The organism is Methylomonas sp. Kb3 (genome assembly GCF_002834115.1).
GTDB classification, from domain to species: domain Bacteria; phylum Pseudomonadota; class Gammaproteobacteria; order Methylococcales; family Methylomonadaceae; genus Methylomonas; species Methylomonas defluvii.
In genome coordinates this window covers 56929-77142 of record NZ_PIZT01000005.1, presented here as the reverse complement: position 1 = coordinate 77142, position 20214 = coordinate 56929, and the positions used below count along the sequence as shown (strand labels likewise).

Below are 20214 nucleotides of genomic sequence, written 5' to 3'. Positions count from 1 at the left end.
GAGATTATGGTTATCCATGTTCTATGCGGCTGATTCTTGGTAATGTTGTAAACGATGAGGGTGAGTGTAGATCATGTGATTCTCGTGACGGGCGAAGCCGACCAGAGTCAGTCCGCACTCTTCCGCCAATTGAATCGCTAATGCGGTAGGTGCGGATATGGCTGCCAGCAGTGTGATGCCAACGCTGGCTGCTTTTTGTACCATTTCGTAACTGGCGCGGCTGGTCACTAGCAGCCAGCCATTTTCAAAATTGCAGTTGGCTTTGGCTAATGAGCCGATCAGTTTATCCAGTGCATTGTGGCGGCCGACATCCTCCCGTACCGCAACGATGCCGCGTTCCGGATGCAGCCACGCTGCCGCATGGACCGCGCCGGTCAATAAATTCAGAGATTGTTTTTGCGCCATATCGGCGAAACCGCTGCTCAATAGATGTGCACTAAGCGCTAAACCTTGGCCGACATGATGCGGGTGGCGGATGGCTTGTTCCAACGTAGTGGCTCCGCACAAACCGCAACCGGTTCTGCCGGTCATGTTTTTTCCCTTGCCGTGCAGTTTCTCGAATCGGGCTTCCGGAATCGTCATTCTGACTTCCACGCCTTTGGAGCGTTGTACGACACGTATCGATTGCAATTCGGATGGATGACCGATGATTTCCTCGGTCAGGCTGAAACCCAGCGCAAAATCTTCCAAATTAAGGGGCGTTGCCAGCATCACCACATGCGGAATGGTGTTGTAGACCAACACCACCGGCACTTCTTCGGCGACATAATCTTCCTTCGCGGTATGAACAGGCCCGCGCCAGCTATCGAACGTGCCGGTTCGATAGCTGGTCCAGCCCAGTTCGCTTGAGACTGCATCCATAAATCGGTTGCGGTTTACTCGTTGACCGCGATGCGGTTTTCCAGCAAAGACAACTGGTTGTCGGAAAAGTCTTGGTATTCCTGTTGCCATGCCGACGGTTGCGCGACTTTTGCAACATGCACCGCTGTAACCTTGTATTCCGGACAGTTGGTTGCCCAGTCCGAGTTATCGGTGGTTATAACGTTGGCGCCTGAATGCGGGAAATGGAAAGTGGTATAAACCACGCCCGGCTGCATGCGGTCCGTGACCTTGGCGCGCAATACCGTTTCGCCGGAGCGACTTTTCACGCCGCACCAATCGCCATCGCTGATGCCTAAGACTTCGGCATCGTGCGGGTGCAATTCCAGACGGTCTTCTTCATGCCAAGCAACGTTTTCAGTGCGGCGGGTTTGCGCCCCAACGTTGTATTGCGACAAGATTCGGCCGGTGGTCAGGATCAATGGATACTTGCTACTGGTGCGTTCTTCGGTTGCAACATATTCGGTCAGCATGAAACGACCTTTGCCGCGGACGAAGTGATCGGCGTGCATGATCGGTGTACCGTCCGGGGTTTCGTCGTTGCAAGGCCATTGGATGCTGCCCATTTCGTCGATTTTTTCGTAACTGACGCCGGCAAATTGCGGCGTTAGAGCCGCGATTTCATCCATGATTTCCGAAGGATGATTGTAATTCATCGGATAACCCAGGGCGTTGGACAAGTCCTGGGTTACTTCCCAGTCTTCCTTGCCGCCTAGTGGGGTCATGACTTTGCGAACTGGTGAAATTCGGCGTTCGGCATTGGTAAAGGTGCCGTTTTTTTCCAGGAACGAGGAGCCCGGTAAAAATACGTGGGCGAATTTGGCCGTTTCGTTCAGGAAAATGTCTTGTACCACCAAGCATTCCAGTTCGCGTAGCGCGTGGTGAACGTGCGTTATGTCTGGATCCGACTGAGCGATGTCTTCACCTTGTACGTACAAGCCTTTGAAACTGCCGTCGATAGCGGCGGCAAACATATTCGGGATGCGTAAGCCGGGTTCGGATGACAGCGCTACGTTCCAAGCTGTCTCGAACTGAATGCGGGTTTGCGAATCGGAAACATGGCGGTAGCCGACGAACTCGTGCGGAAACGAGCCCATATCGCAAGAGCCTTGCACGTTGTTTTGTCCGCGCAATGGATTGACGCCGACGCCGTCGCGGCCGATATTGCCGGTAGCCATCGCTAAATTGGCGATACCTATGACGGTCGTCGAGCCTTGGCTATGTTCGGTAACGCCCAAGCCGTAATAGATCGCACCATTACCGCCTGTTGCGTACAAGCGGGCTGCTGCGCGCATGCTCTCGGCAGGCACGCCGGTCAATTCGGCAACGGCTTCAGGTGAATGCTGAGGCAGCGCAACGAAGGTTTTCCATTTGTTAAACGACTCGACATCGCAACGTTCCAACGCAAATTTTTCGTCCGCCAGGCCTTCGGTGACGATGACGTGAGCCAATGCAGTGACGACGGCAACGTTGGTGCCGGGGCGCAGTTTCAGATGATAGTCGGCTTTTACATGCGGGCTATTGCTCACCAAATCGATGCTGCGTGGATCGACCACGATTAGTTTTGCGCCTTGGCGCAAGCGGCGTTTCATCATCGAGCCGAAAACCGGGTGGCCGTCAGTCGGATTGGCGCCGATTACCATAATCACATCGGACTGCATCACCGAGTCAAAGGTTTGGGTGCCGGATGACTCACCAAATGTGCTTTTCAATCCGTAGCCGGTCGGTGAGTGGCAAACGCGGGCGCAGGTGTCGACATTGTTGTTACCGAAGCCGGCGCGGATTAATTTTTGCACCAGATAGGTTTCTTCGTTGGTGCAACGCGATGAAGTAATACCACCGATTGAGTCTTTACCGTATTTGGCCTGGATACCTTTCAATTTGTTGGCAGCAAAGCTAATGGCTTCTTCCCAGCTGACTTCGCGCCAAGGATCGGAAATTTTTTCCCGGACCATGGGAGTGGTGATGCGGTCTTTGTGCGTGGCATAACCAAACGCGAAACGGCCTTTGACACAAGAATGACCATGATTGGCTTGGCCGTTTTTGTCAGGCACCATGCGCACCAGTTGTTCGCCTTTCATTTCGGCTTTGAATGAGCAACCGACACCGCAATAGGCGCAGGTGGTGATGGTGCTGTGCTCAGGCACGCCATTGTCGATCACCGATTTTTCCATCAGCGTCGCGGTAGGGCATGCTTGTACGCAGGCGCCGCAGGATACGCATTCGGATTCCATGAAAGGCTGGTTTTGGCCTGGAGAGACTTTGGAGTCGAAGCCTCGCCCGTCGATAGTTAGGGCGAAAGTGCCTTGCACTTCCTCGCAAGCGCGCACGCAACGCGAGCAAACGATACATTTCGAAGGATCAAAGCTGAAATAAGGATTGCTGGTGTCTTTTTCGGAATTCAGATGGTTTTCGCCGTCGAAGCCGTAGCGGACTTCACGCAAGCCAACTTGACCGACGGTGTCTTGCAGTTCGCAGTCGCCGTTGGCGGCACAGGTCAGACAGTCTAAAGGATGGTCGGAGATATACAGTTCGGCGATGCCGCGTCTGATGCTGGCCAACTTATCGTTCTGGGTACAGACCTTCATGCCGTCCGCGACTGGCGTCGTGCAGGAAGCTGGATAGCCGCGCGCGCCTTCGATTTGTACCAGACACATCCGGCACGAGCCGAAGGGATCGAGGCTGTCGGTGGCACACAGTTTAGGGATGCTGATCCCAGCTTCGGCGGCGGCGCGCATTACGGAACTGCCGGCATTGACAGTGACCTTATGGCCGTCGATTTCCAGAGTGACTTGATTTGCAGACGAACTCGCGGGAGTTCCGTAATCTATTTCGTTATTGGCAGACATATTTATCTCCTGGTAATCGATCAGGCTTTGGCGGCTTCGAGGCCAAAGTCTTCAGGGAAATGATTCAGCGCGCTCAACACCGGGAATGGTGTCATGCCGCCCATCGCACACAAAGATCCGTAAGTCATGGTGTCGCATAAATCGCGCAACAACACGGTGTTTTTATCCTTTTGCACGCCGTCGACAATGCGGTCTATTACTTCGACGCCGCGTGTCGATCCGATTCGGCAAGGTGTGCATTTGCCGCAGGATTCTTCCACGCAAAATTCCATTGCATAACGGGCCATGTCGGCCATGTTGACAGTGTCGTCGTGAACCACGATGCCGCCATGGCCTAATACCGCTGATATTGCCGCGAAGGCTTCGTAATCCAACGGGGTATCGAACTGGCCTTCGTGCAGATAGGCACCCAATGGACCACCCACCTGAACCGCGCGTATCGGCCTGCCGCTGGCGGAGCCGCCGCCGTAATCGTAAAGCAGCTCGCGCAAGGTCATGCCGAAAGCCACTTCAAACAACCCTGGATGTTTGATGTTGCCAGCCAGTTGTAGGGGTAGGGTACCGCGCGAACGCCCCATGCCGTAGTTTTTATAATATTCGCCGCCTTTGTCTAGGATCACCGGGATCGAAGCCAGCGAAATGACGTTGTTGACGATGGTGGGTTTGCCGAACAGGCCGACGATAGCGGGAAGCGGCGGCTTAAAACGCACTAATCCGCGTTTGCCTTCCAAGCTTTCCAATAAAGATGTTTCTTCGCCGCAGATATAAGCGCCCGCGCCGCTACGCACTTCCAAGTGGAAGGTTTTGCCGCTACTTTGAATGTTTTCGCCCAGATAGCCGTTTTTGTAGGCGGCTTCGATGGCTTGATTCAGTGCGATTTTGGCGTGCGGATATTCGACGCGCAGATAAATATAACCTTGGGTAGCGCCCACCGCCAAGCCAGCGATAGTCATACCCTCGATCAATACGAAGGGGTCGCCTTCCATGATCATCCGGTCGGAGAAGGTACCTGAGTCGCCTTCGTCGGCGTTGCAGACGATGTATTTCTGGTCTGCAGGCGCGTTTAACACCGTATTCCATTTGATCCCGGTTGGAAACGCCGCGCCGCCACGACCGCGTAAGCCTGAGTCAGTTACTTGCTTGACGATCTCGGTTGGTTGTAAGGCCAGCGCATTTTTTAAACCTCGGTATCCATCGTGAGCCAAATAGTCGTCGATATTGACTGGGTCGGTTATGCCAACGCGGGCAAAGGTAAGACGGTTTTGATTTTTGAAATAAGCTATTTCTTCAATGTTGCCTAAATAGAGTGGGTGTTGCTTCCCTTCTAGCAAGCCGGCATCGAGTAAAGATGCCACATCTTCTGCTTGCACTGGGCCATAGGCAACTCTGCCCTGGCTGGTTTCGACTTCTACGAGGGTTTCCAGCCAGAACAATCCGCGCGAGCCGTTGCGGACAATTTCTACTGATAGGTTTTTGCTGGAGGCTTGCTGTGCTAAGGCCTTGGCAACTTGCTCCGCACCTAAGGAAAGCGCGGTGGAGTCGCGGGATATGAATACGCGGGTCATTATTTGGCACCTTTATAAGTGGCTAGCAATCGGTCGAATTTTTCGGTTGTGACGCGGCCAATCACCTCGTCGTCTATCGTGATTGATGGCGAGCAAGCGCAGTTACCCAAACAATAAACAGGTTCTAATGAAAAAATTCCGTCGGCTGTTGTTTCGTGAAAGTCGATGCCAAGCTGTTGTTTGGCATGGGTTTCCAATGCTTTACCGTTCATGGCTTGGCATGATTCGGCCCGACAAATCCTTATCGTGTGCTCTCCGGGCGGAGTTTCCCGGAAGTAATGATAAAAACTAATAACCCCGTGGACTTCCGCTTGGGAAAGGTTGAGTGATTTGGCAATGTCTACTACGGCAGCCGGCGGGATGTAGCCCAGTGTGTCCTGAATACCATGCAATATGGGCAACAGATTACCCGGCATCGCTTGATGAGTGTCCAGTATTTCCAACACGGTGGGTTTTTGGGTTTGATAGTCTTGCATCATTGGCTCTGTAATAAATGACGAAAAGGTTATCGTCCTATTTAATCATGAACAAACCCGGGTTTGCAATTCGGGTTCATGCCTCAATCCCGCGTATTTCCTAAGCAAAGCAAGGTAATTGCATCTTCGGACTCTGATTGGTTTCGGAAGTTCGCGTGGAAAAAAATGTGATGGTGGATACTTTACTTTTAAATGATAATTGTTATCATTAATATGCATATGAGTTAAGAGAGGGTGTTATGTACGTGTGTGTGTGTAAAGCGGTCACCGATAGGCAGGTTAGGCAGGCAATTAGCCAAGGTGTGTGCAATCGCAGGCAACTAATGCAGTGCACGGGGGCGGGCGGTGTATGTGGGAAATGCACAGCCAGTATTAAAGCTTTACTGGATGAAAATACGCAGAATCGGAAGATGCACGCCCGAGTTCAAGTCCAAGCGGCATAGTTATTTAGAAAGCTGAGCTTATAGCAATATAAGACTTGTACTATAAAAAGACAGGGCGGTTGGACCGCCCTGTTGGGTGTGCGTTATTTAGCTGTAGCCGCTGGTTCGGTGGGTTTTGCGTCTGCGTTAGGTGCGGCGCTGGCCGGTTCGGCCGGAGTGGCCTCCGCAGCAGGTGCTGGTGCAGCCTGATCAGCTGGCGCTGCTGGTTGAGCCTCTTCTTGCTTTGGCGGTGTCGGCGGCAGCAAGACTTCAACTTTGGCGTTTTTACGCAAATTTTCGATCATGGCTTGCGCTTTTTGGCGCTGTAACATTGGGCGAATTTGTTCTTTGACGGAATCAAATGGCGGTGGTGTCAAAGCTCTGGACTCTTCGCGCAGAATCACGTGCCAGCCAAATTGAGTTTGTACCGGTGTTTTGCTGAATTTGCCGTTCTCCAGTGCAACCACTGCTTCAGAAAATGGCGGGACCATACGGTCTGCGGTAAACCAACCTAAATCGCCACCTTCGGAGCCCATTGGATCGATAGAATGCTTTTTAGCCAGCGCGGTAAAATCCCCGCCTTTTTCCAGTTCTGCAATCAGTTTTTTTGCTTCGTCTTCGGTTTTAACCAAAATATGACGGGCTTTGTATTCGCTGCCCATGTTAGCCATTTTCGAGTCATATTCCGCTTTGATTTCTTCGTCGGTGACCGGATTGGCTTTTAGGTAATCTTGTAACGCTGCTTGCGACAGCAAGGAGTTTCTTACGGTTGCCATGCGTTCGATTACTTCCGGCGATTTATCCAGTTGTTTTTGCACCGCTTGTTGAATCAGCAATTCGCGTTGAATCAGTTCTTCCAGTAGCTGTTCTTTCGGGAATGTTTGGCCTTGGCTGCGTTCCGCAATTTCCTTTTCCAAGGTTTCCAAGGTTTTCTTGCTGATATAGGTGCCGTTAACCGAAGCAACCGCGTCCTCTTTGCTGACAGTCGGCGCTGCTGGTGCGGCGGCTTCCTTAGCTTTTTCTTCGAAGCAACCGGGTAACAATACGCTACTGGCTAGTATCAGGGGAATAAGTTTCAGTTTCATCTTAAGAATTTCCTTTAGCTGTTTTCAGAGGGGGTAAAGCATTAATGCCCAGGGCATGGATTTCATCCTTCATCATGTCGCCCAAAGCTTGATAAACCAGCTGATGTCTTTGTACCAGGGATTTACCTTCAAATTGAGTGGATATGAGGGTGACATGAAAATGACCGCCGCCTTTGTTGCCGGCGTGACCGGCGTGCGCAGCGCTATGGTCGATGATTTCGATTAATTCTGGCTTAAAAGCTTCTTCCAGCTTTTGTCTGATATGGTCGGCTGTCATTGGGGAAATACTTGTTTGAAAGGTTTAACGGTAACACGAGCATATACGCCCGCGGAGATATATGGATCGGCATCGGCCCAGTCTTGCGCATCCTGCTGACTGGCAAACTCGGCAACAATCAGGCTGCCGCTAAATCCGGCATCGCCGGGGTTATCACTATCTATCGCAGGATGCGGTCCGGCCAAAACCAAGCGGCCTTGGTTTTGTAATGCGGTTAATCGTTCCAGATGCTGTGGGCGGGCGGCCAGGCGTTTACTCAAGCTGTCCGCGACATCTTCGGCTATGACGGCATACAACATTACTCTTTAGCCTCTGGTGCGGGAATAAACTTATACAAGAACACTATTTGTACGGCAATAAAAATAAGCATCAGGCCAGGAACACCGAAAGTTTTAAAACTGACCCAGTCGTCGGTGCTGTAGTTCGCCATTACGTACAAATTTAAACAGCCGACTCCGATAAAAAACATGGACCAGCTCATGTTAAGGCGTTTCCAGATGCGATCAGGCAATTCCAGGTTTGCGCCCATCATGCGTTCTATGAAAGTCTTTTTGCCAACGAATTGGCTGACTAAAAATGCACCGCCGAATAGCCACTCAATTATGGTCAGTTTCCACTTAATGAATTGTTCGTCTTGTAAGTACAACGTTGCTCCACCCATGACCAAAATCAACCCCAGCGTAATCCACTGCATGGTTTCCACTTTACGATATAGCAGCCAATAGCTGATGACCTGCACAACCGTGGCGGCGATTACGACGGCGGTGGCAATGTAAATGTCGTACAGTTTATAAGCGACAAAAAATAGAACGATTGGGAAAAACTCTAAAAGCGGCTTCATGATTGGTGTTGAAAGATGGGAGGGAGTTAGACGTAAAGATCGATACCGGAAATGATCTCGGCAACCCGGCTTTGAGCGGGTTGATTGCGGTTTTCTGTGTAGGCGTTCAATGCTTTCAAGGTGCGCGAATTATTTGGTTGGTCGTTATTGCTTACGGTCAATCCGTTGTCCGCCAAAGCGGCCTTGATTTGAGCGGTTGACGATGTTTTAGGTAAATCAGGATTCTGCCGAGGTATCCCGGTTTCGTCATTATTAGGCTTTTGCTTTTGTTCAAGATTATTATCCAGCCGTGCGGCTCTCGGCTGGTTATAGCCGACCGGATAAAAAGCCAAGGATGAACTATGTATTGTGTTCACAAAGCGCGATTAGAGCCCAAGTATCAATTACTTCATTGTAGAATCTTTGGCTGCAATTGTACATGAACCTAACGGCTTTGCTGCTAAAATGCCGGTTTTAAAGGAGGATTTCATGATTCAGTCCAATAACGTCGAGCTGGAAGCCGCGGCTTTCAGAAAATTGCTGGTCCATTTGCAACAGCATCCCGAAGTCCAAAATATCGAACTGATGGTGCTCGCCGATTTCTGCCGGAATTGCCTGGCTAAATGGTATGCAGCTGCGGCAGCCGAGCGTGAAATTGACATCAATTACGAGCAAGCGCGGGAGATTGTCTATGGTATGCCGTACAGTGAATGGAAAGACAAACATCAACGCGAGGCCACGCCTGAACAACTGGCAGCGTATGACGCAAAGCAAAAATTGAAAGCACAATCATGACAGACGAAAACCGCTTCGATGCGATGTTCTCCAGCGTGATGGGTCAAGAATATCAAATGTTAAATTTGATCTGCCCATTTGCGACGGAAATGAGTCGCTTGGTCGGTGAAATTGTTGGCAATTACTGTGAGGAGCAAGGCACGCCGCAGGCAGTGGTTGCGCTCGGGGGCGGCACGGGGATTACTACGCTGGCGATCCTGACCGCCGCGGACAACCTTAGTATATTGAGTGTCGATAACGAACCCACCATGCAAAATCAGGCGAAGCAGAGTTTGCGCGATTGGGTTGCCGCGGGCAGGTTACGTTTTTCCGGCGAGGATGCGTTGACGGCGTTGCAGGGTTTAGCGAGCAACAGCGTCGATATTTTGGCGTCGGCATACACTTTGCATAATTTCCATAGCGATTACCGGCGGCAAGTGTTGGCAGAAATATATCGGGTATTAAAGCCGGGTGGAAAATTCGTCAACGGCGACCGGTATGCTTTGGATGATATTAGCGCGCATACCCGCTGCATACAGCGAGAGGTTGGCGGCTACTTTAAGGTTTTGACCGAAATCAACCGCTTGGATTTACTCGAACATTGGATAGTCCATCTGTTTAACGACGAGTCGGAAACTCACGTGATGCGCGAATCCGTCGTGTTGGCGCAGATGGCTGAGGCGGGTTTTCGGGACATCGAATTGCAGCAACGCATGGAGGTCAATGCCTTGGTCACTGCGCTTAAATGATATTTTGTGCTGTTCTACAAATCAGGATTTGCTGAACTGTGTGCAGCTTAAACGAGAAAAAACATGGCTGAATCGACTGCTAGTAAAAATAAAAAAACCTTGGATGCGTTTGCCGACGATCTGGATGCCATGCTTAATATTGGCGACCCCTCCGAACAACAGGTTGGCACGATAGATGATGACGAAGCCATTGATCGTTTGCTGGTGGGCGACGAGACATTCGAGCCGGATGCGCAACAGGAAATCGACGAGTTCGCGGATATCGATGAATTACTGAGTGCGAATGAACCTAAGGCTGCATCGAGCTTAGCAGACGATATTGACGAGTTTGGCGACGATTTGGCGGTTGATTTAGGCATTAATCCCGGACGCGAGCAGCAAGTAGTTGACGATGACTTTGTCGACATCGTCGATGTCGAAAATCAGCAGGCCCCTTTAGAATTGCCGGTTGATGACGTGTTTGAAGAAGTCGCGGAGTTAGAAAGGGTAGGGCAAATCGATGATTTTGCGGAGGATGCCCCGGTGGCCGTGGTGGGTTTGCCGGAAACCGCGGTGGACGACCTGGAGAATATGGCTGAAATAGACGAGTTTTCCGATGACGCTGACTTGGCAGGCGGTAATGCCGATTTTCTAATTGCGGATTTCGATATTTCGGCTGATGACGAATATGCACCAGCGGTACCTCCAATCGTCGATGATTTTGCCGATTTGGAAGAACCCGATAACAACGTCCAACCAAGCACGCCGGAACCGGAACCAGATTTGGATCAGATATTGGCGGCGGCTGTCAGTGAGCAAGAAAACGAGGAAGAATTAGTCGTTGTCCAGGCTAACGAGCCGGAAACAGCGCCGATTGCCGCAGCGGCCGAACAAGTTCAAGCAAGCCCGGTGCCGCAGGTACAAGTCATCGATCATAGCAGCGAAATTGCCGCTTTGAATCGGAATATCGTCGACCTCAAGAAGCATCAGCAGCAGATGCGCCACGATTTAACCGAGGCGGCGGGTAAAAATGAGCTGCTGGGTTGTCTGGATAGTCTGGAAAGCGTGCAGACCGAACAGAAGAAAACCAAACGAGCCGTGGAGGCCTTGGCGGCGAAAAAACCGGTAGCTGCCTATGTGGCGAACGGCATCGCGGTGGCGGCGCTGCTGATTGGCACTGGGTTAGGCATACAAGGCATGATTGCCAAGTCGCAAGTCGGCGAGTTGGTGACTATTATCGGGAAATTGCAGGAGCAAGTGAATGCCGCGCCCACCAGCGATGCCGCGGACAAGGAAATGTTGCGCAAACAGCTGGATGAATTGACGGTCAGCAATGGTGTGATGGCCACTCAGATCGCTGAATTAAGTAAGGCTGGGCATGCTGACCCGGGTGCGGCAAAGGCCAACGGTGATCAAGCCAAGCCTTCTGCCGAAATCAGCAGCCAGATCATGCAAATAGGCGCCACCATAGAAGCCTTGCAAAACAAGGTGAGTGCCTTGGAAAAAGGTCGAGCGCAAGCTGCCGCGCCGGCCCCTAAACCGGAGAAGAAAAAGCCGGAACCGGTGGAAGAAAATTGGGCGGTCAATTTAATTGCGTTTAAACAGGATTGGTATGCCAAGAGTAAAGCCCAAGAATTCGCGGGCAAGGGCGTCCCTGCCAAGGTAGTCAAAACCGAATCCAAGGGCGAGAACTGGTATCGTTTGTTTGTGGACGGTTTTAAAACCCAATACGAAGCGGCGGCTTACGCAGCAAAAATCAAGAAAACCCTTAATCTCGATTCGGTGTGGGTTACCCGCAATAAAGAATAGTCATGGATAATCAGAAACTGGTAGTTGCAGTATCGTCCAGGGCCTTATTCAATCTGGATGAATCGCATGCGATTTTCGAAACCCAGGGCAAGGAAGCCTTTTGTCATTATCAGATTGAACACGAAAACGAAATTCTGCCGCCGGGTTTCGGCTTTTCCTTGGTGAAGAAGTTTCTGGATATCAACAAAGCTTTTCCCGGTGCGCCGCTGGTGGAGATTATCCTGCTGTCGCAAAATAGCGCGGATACCGGCCTGCGTATCTTTAACTCAATCAACCACTACGATTTGGCGATTAGCCGGGCGGCGTTTACCAGCGGCGTATCCCCTTACGAATATATCCCGGCCTTCGGTGCGCATTTGTTTCTATCCGCCAATGGTGAGGATGTCAGAAAGGCCTTGGCTGCGGGCTATGCCGCCGCAACCATTGTCTCCGGAGCGGTAGCCAATCCTTCTCCGCAATTGCGGATCGCTTTCGATGGTGATGCGGTGCTGTTTTCCGACGAATCCGAGCGCATTTATCAGCAACACGGTTTGGCGGCTTTTGCGGCCAACGAGCGTAACGAAGCGCATAAGCCTTTATCGGACGGGCCATTGAAAGAGTTTTTAAGTGCTTTGCACCGCATTCAAACCCATTTCGATCAAGATTTGTCGCCAATTCGCACCGCATTGGTCACCGCACGGGCCGCGCCCGCGCACGAACGGGTCGTCAGAACCTTGCGGGCTTGGGGAATCAGGATAGATGAAGCCTTGTTTTTAGGCGGCATGCCCAAGGGGGCGTTTTTAAAAGCGTTTGGCGCCGATATTTTCTTCGATGATCAAAAAGGCCATTGCGATTCCGCGGAGTCCCATCAAATTGCAGCAGCTCACGTCCCGCATGGCGTCACAAATCAACACCGACCTTGAAGCGCACTAACCAGGGCGTACTTTCCACGCAAGCTTTCAAATACAAGGTGTTGCCGTATAGCAGTTTGATTTTACTGCCTACCGTGTATTTGCTGTTGGCTAACAACACTTCAGGTTGAGCGGTTTCCATCCCGATGACTATCGCTTTCTGGCTGTTACTGTCACCGGCATTTTCGATATCGTGGATGGTAATGTTGCCGATTATGGGTTCCAGCAAAATTAGTGTCACATCTTCATAGAGCGTTTGCTGGCGAACTATCACCAGTTTGGCGGGTTGCTGCTCCCGGCAAAGTAAGCCAATATCGCCTGTTGAACAATTGGGTGCGGGGCTTTCCGCTACCAGAAATTGTTTACTGACATTGCGCAACAGACTCAGACTGGTGCCATGCTCGGGAAAACTGATTAGCGAAGAATTTAACGGTTTGTAGAAGCTTTTTTCATGTTCCAACGGCACTAGAGACATATCGCGAGCCAGGGATCTTCCGCGCGATAACTGCGAGCTCAGGTTCATGATTTTCGATAATTTTTCTTCACCTTGTAGATGGGCGCTAACCGCAACGAAGCCCTCGAGTAAGTGTGCCGGCATCGGCGGGCCGATGGCCACCGATGCGAAAATATTGCTGTATCCCGTCAAGTGCAAGGCCAGTTTGGTTTGCATGTTTGAATTCAGTTCGGTCTCGATTTCGCCAAGTTGCAAGGCATGGCCGAAGTTCTGGCAACTGATGTACACCGAGCCGCGTGGCAATGTGCTGTTAGTACGCGGCATAGGGCTTGGTTCACTGCCCAGATTCCAAATAAAACGGCAATCCGGATTGGGTGTTTTGCTGATCTCCAGGCGATCCTGATGCCGACTGACCAACTGAAATAATTGACTGATTTCAGTTGTTGAATATTGGTTGGGTTTGCTGAGTGCAAACAATAGGTTGCGCTTGATGACTGCTTCAATGGTGCTTTGTAACTTGAATTCCTGCGGTTTGGACGAGACTGGCTTTTTTAGCAGTTGCAGTTCGCCGGCTATGGTGTAAAGCAGGCCGCTCTTTTTCCACAAGGTCGTGGACGGCATTTCGTAAAACAGCGCCGTGCTGCGCAGACAATACCCCGCGAGCTGCAAGGCATAAAATATCGCTTGTTGGGTTAGCGATGTATCGAGTTGTTTGGTCTCGACCGTGCGGCAAAAAGCCAGGCTCAAATGTCTGAGTAACTGGATGGCTAGTTTCGCAATTTTCAGCGCTTTGGTGTTGGTGGCAATGTCTGTTTCGGAACGCGCCGCGTTGGTCAAGCCATTGGATAAATGCAATGTCAGCGGGGTTAAGTTTACGAGTATCGGCAATACGTTTGCGGCTGTGCCGTTAAAGCGACTCAGTTGTTTAAGGACCAGATTCAACTGGTTTGCCGCGTTCGCCGCGGGTAGCGCGCTTAGTGAATTAATCCATCCGCCGAGGGATTCCGTTGACAGCTCAAAAGGCAGTGATGCGTTATCGGTCATGTACTTGCGAGTTAAGATGTGTTGAAAACATAAACTCAGTTTAGTTCAGATTGACGGCTATAGGCAGTTGCCGATTTTACGAAACCTCGGCAGCTGCATAAAATGCCGATTCCATCGAATAAACACAGCAGAGTAATGAAGCGAATATTGAATTGTAAATGGGAACTTGCCGCCCCCGTTTTTGGAGCATTGCTCACCATGGCCTTTGCGCCATACGATTATGCTTACGCCGCAATCGGCGCTTTAGCTTTTATTTACTGGATTTGGCAGCGGCAGGCGCCGAACAGGGCTGCTCTTAGTGGTTATTTGTTCGGTTTGGGCTTGTTCGGATCGGGGATTTGGTGGACGTATATCAGTATTCACGATTTCGGCGGCGGCGACCCGTATAGCTCGATAGCGTTGACGGCTCTGCTGGTAGCGGTTTGGGCCTTATTTCCGGGCTTAACCGGCTGGTTTATCGCCAAAACCTCAATCTGTTCCGGGGCTTGGCTACGCATAATAGCTGCCGCTATTGCTTGGGTAGCCGTCGAGTATTTTCGCGGTTATTGGTTGTTGAACGGTTTTCCGTGGTTGCAAATCGCTTACAGTCAACTATCTACGCCGTTGGCCGGTTACGCTCCATTGGCCGGGGTTTATGGGGTCGGGTTTTTGTTGGCGGTATCGGCTTTTTCCTTAGTCGAATTAGTGCGTGGCAAATTGCCGGCTTTGCCGGGGCTGCTGGTTTTAGGGGTAATTTGGGCAGGCGGTGGCTATTTGCAAACGGTGGCGTGGACTCAAGCCGTCGGCGCGCCGATCAAGGTCACCTTGGTGCAAGGCAATATCGGCCAGGATCAGAAGTGGCAGAAAAATCAGAAACTCAACACACTCAGGCTATATCAGGAACTTACCGAACAGCATTGGGATTCCGATGTGATTATCTGGCCGGAAACTTCGATTCCGGCCTTTCTGTCGCAAGTGAAAGAATTCTACATCGATCCGCTACAAACTGCCGCGCAAGCGCATGGGGTTGACTTGGTGGTTGGGCTACCCAGCAGCGGGCAGGGTAAGGATTATTACAACAGCGTCATGACCCTGGGCGACAAACAAGCCCTGTATCATAAAAATCACTTACTGCCGTTTGGCGAATATTTACCGCTTCAGCCTTTATCGGGTTGGGTATTGGATAAGTTGCAAATACCGCTGGGCGATTTCGCGGCCGGTGGCGACCGGCAAGCCTTGTTGATGGCGGGCGGTCATGCGTTTGTCACTACTATCTGTTATGAAGATGCCTTCGGTGAATTGGTTGCCAGGCAAGTGGCGGATGCAGCGTATATCGTCAATATGACTAACGACGCTTGGTTCGGCGATTCCTCGCAGCCGCATCAACACATGCAAATGGCGCAAATGCGGGCGTTGGAAACCGGCCGCTATCTGGTTCGCGCGACCAATACCGGCGTGACCGGTTTTGTTGGTCCGGACGGGGCACTACGTAAGCAAGCGCCTTTGTTTACCACCACGACTTTAACCGATTATATAGTGCCGATGAGTGGTCTTACGCCTTACGTCATCTTGGGTGACAAAGGTTTTTTCGGGGTGTTGGCGGTGTTGCTGCTAGTGACGTATATCTGGTATCGCCGGTTCAATGCGGGCATTTTAAAGCTAGGTGCTGAAGTCGTTTAGAACTGCGGCGATTGATATAAAAAACATCCCTCAAAAGTACTTATGCTTCCTATGCACTGTAAATCCGCAATTCTGATAAGCACACTGAGCTTGGCGGCCGGGACATCCCAGGCTGAACCGGTTTTGGAAACGCCGGCATTCTGGTTGGAATCGGGGCAAAACCGTATCAAGGCGGCTGAGCAACTAGAAGCTAATCGAGCATTCGCCAAAAACGTCATTCTGTTCATTGGTGACGGTATGGGCATCTCGACTATTACCGCCGCGCGTATTCTGGAGGGGCAGCGCAAACCGGGCAATCGCGGTGGCGAGGAAAATTCGCTAAGTTTCGAAACAGCTCCCTATGTAGCGTTATCGAAAACTTATAGTGCCAATCAACAAACTCCGGATTCTGCGCCGACCATGTCAGCGATTATTACCGGTGTGAAAACCAATGATGGCGAATTGTCGGTAGGCATGCAGGTGGCTCGCCAGGAAAAGAGTGCAGAGGTCGTCAATACCTATAAGGTGAAAACCTTGCTAGAGCAAGCAGAGGAAAAAGGCCTATCAACTGGCGTGGTCTCTACTGCCCGAGTTACGCATGCCACGCCGGCTGCTTGTTACGCCCACACCTCTGAACGCGATTGGGAGTCCGATGCGCAAATTCCTGCGGGCGCCACCGTTCGCGATATTGCCAAACAATTACTGGATTTCGAATACGGCAATGGCCTGGAAGTGGCTTTGGGTGGCGGGCGCAGCATGTTTTTGCCCGAAACAACGCCGGATCCGGAAGATAGTGATAAGTTTGGTAGCCGTAAAGATGGTGTGGATTTGACCCAGCGTTGGTTAACCCAGTATCCGAAATCCGCCTATGTCTATAACAAAGCCGGCTTCGATGCGATAGATCCTAAGCAAACCGAGCATTTGCTGGGGCTGTTCGAACGTTCGCATATGGAATACGAACATGATCGGCTTCGCGATAAGGGTGGAGAGCCGTCTTTGACCGAGATGACCGAAAAAGCCATAGAGATATTGTCGAAAAATAAAAAAGGCTATGTGCTGATGGTGGAGGCTGGCCGTATCGATCATGCCCATCACGCCGGTAATGCTTATAGAGCTTTGACGGAAACCATCGAGCTCTCTAATGCGGTACGCAAGGCGTTGGAAAAAACCAATCCTCAGGATACGTTAATCATAGTTACCGCCGATCATAGCCACACCTTTACCATCGCCGGCTATCCGCAGCGCGGTAATCCTATTTTGGGCTTAGTCAAGCAAGCTGGCGAGAAGGGATTTGCCAAGGACAGTAACGGATTGCCTTACGCGACGTTGGGATACGCCAACGGTCCGGGTTATCGAGGTCAAAAAGGCCGCCCCGATCTAAGCGCCGTCGATACCACGCATCCCGATTTTCTGCAGGAAGCCGTTGTACCGCTAGGCAGCGAAACGCACGGCGCCGAAGATGTGGCCATTTTCGCGTTCGGTCCCAAAGCGCATTTATTTCATGGCGTACAAGAGCAAAGTTACATCTATCAAGTGATGGCGCATGCCTTGAAGTTTAAAGCCGGCCGGTAAAATCTCACCAATCGTGAACACGGGATTCTCGGCGCAATTTGGGCTGCAGATAAGGCATTAAGACCGATTAAGCGTAACGAGCCAACTATGTCGGCAAATTTAAAAATTCATGGCAAATTAGCGCGTGGCCGGATTTGCTCGGGCCACTAATAATGCAATCTTAATTTACACATAATCTAGATTTAAGGAAATCTGAATAAAGTACCGACATACAAATCTAGCTCAGACGGTTATAAGGAAAAATTATGGACAATTTAAAAGCGATACCAATAACCAGCAATACAGACGGCAATTATTGCGACCACTCTAACTTGACCATGGAATTCGCCTACGGGTCGCCAACCGGGAATTTTATCTGTACGGAATGCGGGCGACTGTTATCTAAATCGACGGCCCGACAGGCGGCATTTGTGCCAAATAGCGTGCCAATAAAAACCATGCCGCCTTCAAGATTGCCCGTATTTATAGTTTAGATATGTGCGCGAGAAAACCACGAACACAAAAAAGCCGGGTATTGTTCCCGGCTCTGCTTGTCTAATTGACAATTTAATGCATTCTTGAAAACTAAAGATATCGGTCTGACTGCTATTAAATAAAATTATCTTCCTATCTCAACGTCACGCCATGCCTCAACGGCGAATTCCGCCAATTCTTTGATTATTCCAAGTATGAATAACGCAAGACCATAAGTAAGTCCGGCGAGTATCAGTACTGCAAGTATTTTCATAAGACCTCCCAAAAGCTATCGGCTGGACCGATTCTGCCACCATTTTGCTAAAACTCAACAGCGTTTTGGTCGCTCTTGTAGATGGCGTGTTTCCGAAAAATTGGACAAAATCATCCAAAACAAACCCTTGGTTCGCTTTCTTAAAGTCAATTAAATTTTACAAATTTATTCATTTGAACTGCTATAGCTTGGTGGTGGCGCTATGTTTGTGCAATCAAACGATCTCGTCATCAGGCCTAACAGATTAGCTTTTGGCTTTGGCGCGTCGACGTATGGGGCAAAGATAAGCGATCTTTTGCGTTACTGACCAAAAATGTCAGGTAACTGTCACTTATGGCAATACTGCGCTGAAAAAATAGTCTTATTTACGCAGATCGTTCGAGTAGGCGAAGGCCATTCCGTTGCCAGAAAATGGTGTGATATTTGCTTTGTATCTCTTGCCTAATGTTAGCCACCTACATTTTCGGTACGACTAGTTACTTTTCTGAGCAGTATTTGTAAGCTAACGAATTCAATTGCTTGTGGGGATTAGACAAGCTTCAAATAAGGGAATTACGATGAAAACTAAATTCGGTAAATCCAACTCGCTTAAAACCCGTGATGCTGGTTTTCAAGCAAGTCCAATATATCTTTACGAAATTGACCTCAGAGTCCAAACGGCAAATTGGTTGAAGCAAGAGACTCAGCAATTGAAAAATAGATTGAAAAAATATCCGGCTGTATAACTTGTTAAACGCCCAATGTACGGCCCTAATCGGATCGGTTACCGTTTCCGAGCAATAGTGTTGGCGGGATAATTTAGGCCGACAGTGAGTCTACATAACCCTGCTAGAGCATAGGCACCAGATCCAACTCAAACATAATCGCGTCCTCGCGACCGTTTTTGGCTGGATAATAATTCTTACGGGTGCCGATTTCGCGAAAACCGGTTTTTCGATACAAATTGATGGCTCCAGGATTACTGGGGCGCACCTCAAGGAATATTTTCTCAGCGCGGGGGCGGGCGTATTCGATTAAGTGTTCCAACATTTTGCGGCCGGCTCCCTGGCGTTGAAAGATGGGGTTGACGCTGATGTTCATAATGTGAGCTTCGCCAGCGGCTACATTGATGATGCAATAGCCTACTATGTTGTCATCTGGCGCCTCGCACACCCAACTGGTGTAAGTCATGGTGCGGAAACAATCTTTAAATATCCCTTCCGACCACGGAAATTCGTAATTTAACTCTTCTATCTTCAAGACGCTGGTTAAATCAGCATGATCCATTTTGCGCATCCGCATTAAGTCTTTGCTATCTACCGAGTCTGGAAACACCTTGGCGTAAAACTCGCGGTCCGCGTCGTAAATCACTGCATCTTTCAGTTTATGTAACAGTTTCCACATGGTTTTATTTTTCTAGTTTTTGATAGACCGACAGCGCAAACTGCAAGTCGCTCCAGGCTTTTGCCTTTTCCAGTAGCGAGCGCAATAGGTAAGCCGGGTGATGAATGACAATCAGCGGAATATCGTGTAATTGGTGTTGAACGCCGCGTAATTTTGCCAGAGGTTGTTGGGTGGTTAGCAAGCTTTGCGCAGCAATCCGGCCTACCGCCAAAATTATTTTCGGTTGTATCAATTCGATTTGCTGCTGCAGAAATCGATGGCAGGCGGCGACTTCTTCGGCTTGCGGATCACGGTTATTCGGCGGCCGGCATTTCAATATATTGGCTATATAGACTTCTTCCCGCTTTAAACCTATCGCCCGCAACATTTCGGTTAATAATTGGCCGGCTTTGCCGACGAACGGTTCGCCTTGTAAATCTTCATTTTGCCCAGGCGCCTCACCAATCAACATCCAGCTTGCCTGTTTATTACCGACACCGAATACGGTTTGGGTGCGGGTTTTACACAGCGAGCAGGCTTGGCACAAAGAAACCTCGAGTTGTAGGTCTCTCCATATTTGATCGTTGGCGTGTGATGATGGCGACGAAGCAGGATGTCGCGGAAATTCGATATTAACGGTTTCGATGATGCTTGATACCGTTTGCTCGGAAGGCTCAACTTCGTGGGCTGCAAAGGGGGTAGACGGTACTACGTGTTCGATTCGACTTTCACAATGAACGGCCGCTTGCGGAACTGCGATGGGTAGACGCCTGGGTGTCCAGACGTCAATGCCCATCGCCTCCAAGTACTGCAAGCGGGTCGCGTTATCCATGGCGGCTCAAA

21 protein-coding genes are annotated in these 20214 nt (G+C 50.3%); 8 read left to right on the top strand and 13 right to left on the bottom strand.

Annotated features, from left to right (window positions below):
- Nucleotides 1–21 precede the first annotated feature (21 nt).
- From fdhD to CWO84_RS04020, 4 genes are read right to left on the bottom strand one after another with little or no spacing between them, the layout of a single operon-like run.
- Nucleotides 22–861 carry a formate dehydrogenase accessory sulfurtransferase FdhD gene (gene fdhD / locus CWO84_RS04035; protein ID WP_033158840.1) on the bottom strand — a complete coding sequence of 280 codons (840 nt, stop codon included), beginning with the start codon at nt 859–861 and terminating at the stop codon, nt 22–24.
- Between the two features lie 14 nt (nt 862–875).
- Nucleotides 876–3728, bottom strand: a complete 2853-nt coding sequence (gene fdhF / locus CWO84_RS04030; RefSeq protein ID WP_101051824.1) for a formate dehydrogenase subunit alpha — start codon at nt 3726–3728, stop codon at nt 876–878.
- Nucleotides 3729–3748: 20 nt separating this feature from the next.
- The gene (locus CWO84_RS04025; RefSeq protein ID WP_033158842.1) at nt 3749–5293 is read right to left on the bottom strand and encodes an NADH-quinone oxidoreductase subunit NuoF; all 1545 of its coding nucleotides are present in this window, start codon (nt 5291–5293) and stop codon (nt 3749–3751) included.
- Complete coding sequence (locus CWO84_RS04020) at nt 5293–5769, bottom strand: formate dehydrogenase subunit gamma (protein WP_033158843.1); 477 nt, start codon at nt 5767–5769, stop codon at nt 5293–5295. The genes CWO84_RS04025 and CWO84_RS04020 overlap by 1 nt, the downstream gene beginning before the upstream one ends.
- A gap of 239 nt (nt 5770–6008) precedes the next feature.
- Between CWO84_RS04020 and CWO84_RS04015 the strand changes: the two genes are divergently transcribed.
- On the top strand, nt 6009–6212 hold the full coding sequence (locus CWO84_RS04015; protein ID WP_084153452.1) for a (2Fe-2S)-binding protein: 204 nt from the start codon (nt 6009–6011) through the stop codon (nt 6210–6212).
- A gap of 83 nt (nt 6213–6295) precedes the next feature.
- On the opposite strand, the gene CWO84_RS04010 is transcribed toward CWO84_RS04015, so the two are convergent.
- From CWO84_RS04010 to CWO84_RS03990, 5 genes are read right to left on the bottom strand one after another with little or no spacing between them, the layout of a single operon-like run.
- The gene (locus CWO84_RS04010) at nt 6296–7276 is read right to left on the bottom strand and encodes a peptidylprolyl isomerase (protein ID WP_051670415.1); all 981 of its coding nucleotides are present in this window, start codon (nt 7274–7276) and stop codon (nt 6296–6298) included.
- A gap of 1 nt (nt 7277) precedes the next feature.
- Nucleotides 7278–7553 (bottom strand): BolA family protein, encoded by a 276-nt coding sequence (locus CWO84_RS04005; RefSeq protein ID WP_101051823.1) that lies wholly within the window; start codon nt 7551–7553, stop codon nt 7278–7280.
- Nucleotides 7550–7852 (bottom strand): YciI family protein, encoded by a 303-nt coding sequence (locus CWO84_RS04000; protein WP_033158844.1) that lies wholly within the window; start codon nt 7850–7852, stop codon nt 7550–7552. The genes CWO84_RS04005 and CWO84_RS04000 overlap by 4 nt, the downstream gene beginning before the upstream one ends.
- Nucleotides 7852–8394, bottom strand: a complete 543-nt coding sequence (locus CWO84_RS03995) for a septation protein A (RefSeq protein ID WP_033158845.1) — start codon at nt 8392–8394, stop codon at nt 7852–7854. The genes CWO84_RS04000 and CWO84_RS03995 overlap by 1 nt, the downstream gene beginning before the upstream one ends.
- 26 nt (nt 8395–8420) lie before the next feature.
- Entirely contained in the window at nt 8421–8750 is a 330-nt protein-coding gene (locus CWO84_RS03990) for a hypothetical protein (protein WP_129871354.1), read from the bottom strand.
- 112 nt (nt 8751–8862) lie between these two features.
- Here CWO84_RS03990 and CWO84_RS03985 point away from each other — a divergent pair, with 112 nt between their 5' ends.
- The 4 genes from CWO84_RS03985 (at nt 8863) to CWO84_RS03970 (ending at nt 12586) form a co-directional block, all read left to right on the top strand.
- Nucleotides 8863–9168, top strand: a complete 306-nt coding sequence (locus CWO84_RS03985; protein WP_033158847.1) for a DUF1244 domain-containing protein — start codon at nt 8863–8865, stop codon at nt 9166–9168.
- Nucleotides 9165–9896 (top strand): class I SAM-dependent methyltransferase, encoded by a 732-nt coding sequence (locus CWO84_RS03980; RefSeq protein ID WP_101051822.1) that lies wholly within the window; start codon nt 9165–9167, stop codon nt 9894–9896. Before CWO84_RS03985 ends, CWO84_RS03980 begins: the two co-directional genes overlap by 4 nt.
- Before the next feature lie 63 nt (nt 9897–9959).
- On the top strand, nt 9960–11684 hold the full coding sequence (locus CWO84_RS03975) for an SPOR domain-containing protein (RefSeq protein WP_033158849.1): 1725 nt from the start codon (nt 9960–9962) through the stop codon (nt 11682–11684).
- Between the two features lie 2 nt (nt 11685–11686).
- On the top strand, nt 11687–12586 hold the full coding sequence (locus tag CWO84_RS03970; RefSeq protein WP_033158850.1) for a 5'-nucleotidase: 900 nt from the start codon (nt 11687–11689) through the stop codon (nt 12584–12586).
- On the opposite strand, the gene CWO84_RS03965 is transcribed toward CWO84_RS03970, so the two are convergent.
- Complete coding sequence (locus CWO84_RS03965) at nt 12564–13970, bottom strand: hypothetical protein (RefSeq protein ID WP_129871355.1); 1407 nt, start codon at nt 13968–13970, stop codon at nt 12564–12566. The genes CWO84_RS03970 and CWO84_RS03965 overlap by 23 nt on opposite strands.
- 204 nt (nt 13971–14174) lie before the next feature.
- On the opposite strand from CWO84_RS03965, the gene lnt reads away from it, so the two are divergent.
- Entirely contained in the window at nt 14175–15731 is a 1557-nt protein-coding gene (lnt, locus tag CWO84_RS03960) for an apolipoprotein N-acyltransferase (RefSeq protein WP_346426958.1), read from the top strand.
- Nucleotides 15732–15782: 51 nt separating this feature from the next.
- On the top strand, nt 15783–17282 hold the full coding sequence (locus tag CWO84_RS03955; protein ID WP_319961203.1) for an alkaline phosphatase: 1500 nt from the start codon (nt 15783–15785) through the stop codon (nt 17280–17282).
- A 598-nt stretch (nt 17283–17880) separates the two neighbouring features.
- On the opposite strand, the gene CWO84_RS25130 is transcribed toward CWO84_RS03955, so the two are convergent.
- The gene (locus CWO84_RS25130; protein ID WP_020482963.1) at nt 17881–18009 is read right to left on the bottom strand and encodes a hypothetical protein; all 129 of its coding nucleotides are present in this window, start codon (nt 18007–18009) and stop codon (nt 17881–17883) included.
- Nucleotides 18010–18566: 557 nt separating this feature from the next.
- On the opposite strand from CWO84_RS25130, the gene CWO84_RS24285 reads away from it, so the two are divergent.
- Nucleotides 18567–18734 carry a hypothetical protein gene (locus CWO84_RS24285; RefSeq protein WP_165385923.1) on the top strand — a complete coding sequence of 56 codons (168 nt, stop codon included), beginning with the start codon at nt 18567–18569 and terminating at the stop codon, nt 18732–18734.
- Between the two features lie 103 nt (nt 18735–18837).
- On the opposite strand, the gene rimI is transcribed toward CWO84_RS24285, so the two are convergent.
- A complete protein-coding gene (gene rimI, locus CWO84_RS03950; RefSeq protein ID WP_101051819.1) occupies nt 18838–19392 on the bottom strand; it encodes a ribosomal protein S18-alanine N-acetyltransferase in 555 nt (184 codons plus the stop codon).
- Nucleotides 19393–19396: 4 nt separating this feature from the next.
- On the bottom strand, nt 19397–20203 hold the full coding sequence (locus tag CWO84_RS03945) for a uracil-DNA glycosylase (protein ID WP_205800337.1): 807 nt from the start codon (nt 20201–20203) through the stop codon (nt 19397–19399).
- Nucleotides 20204–20214: the final 11 nt, after the last annotated feature.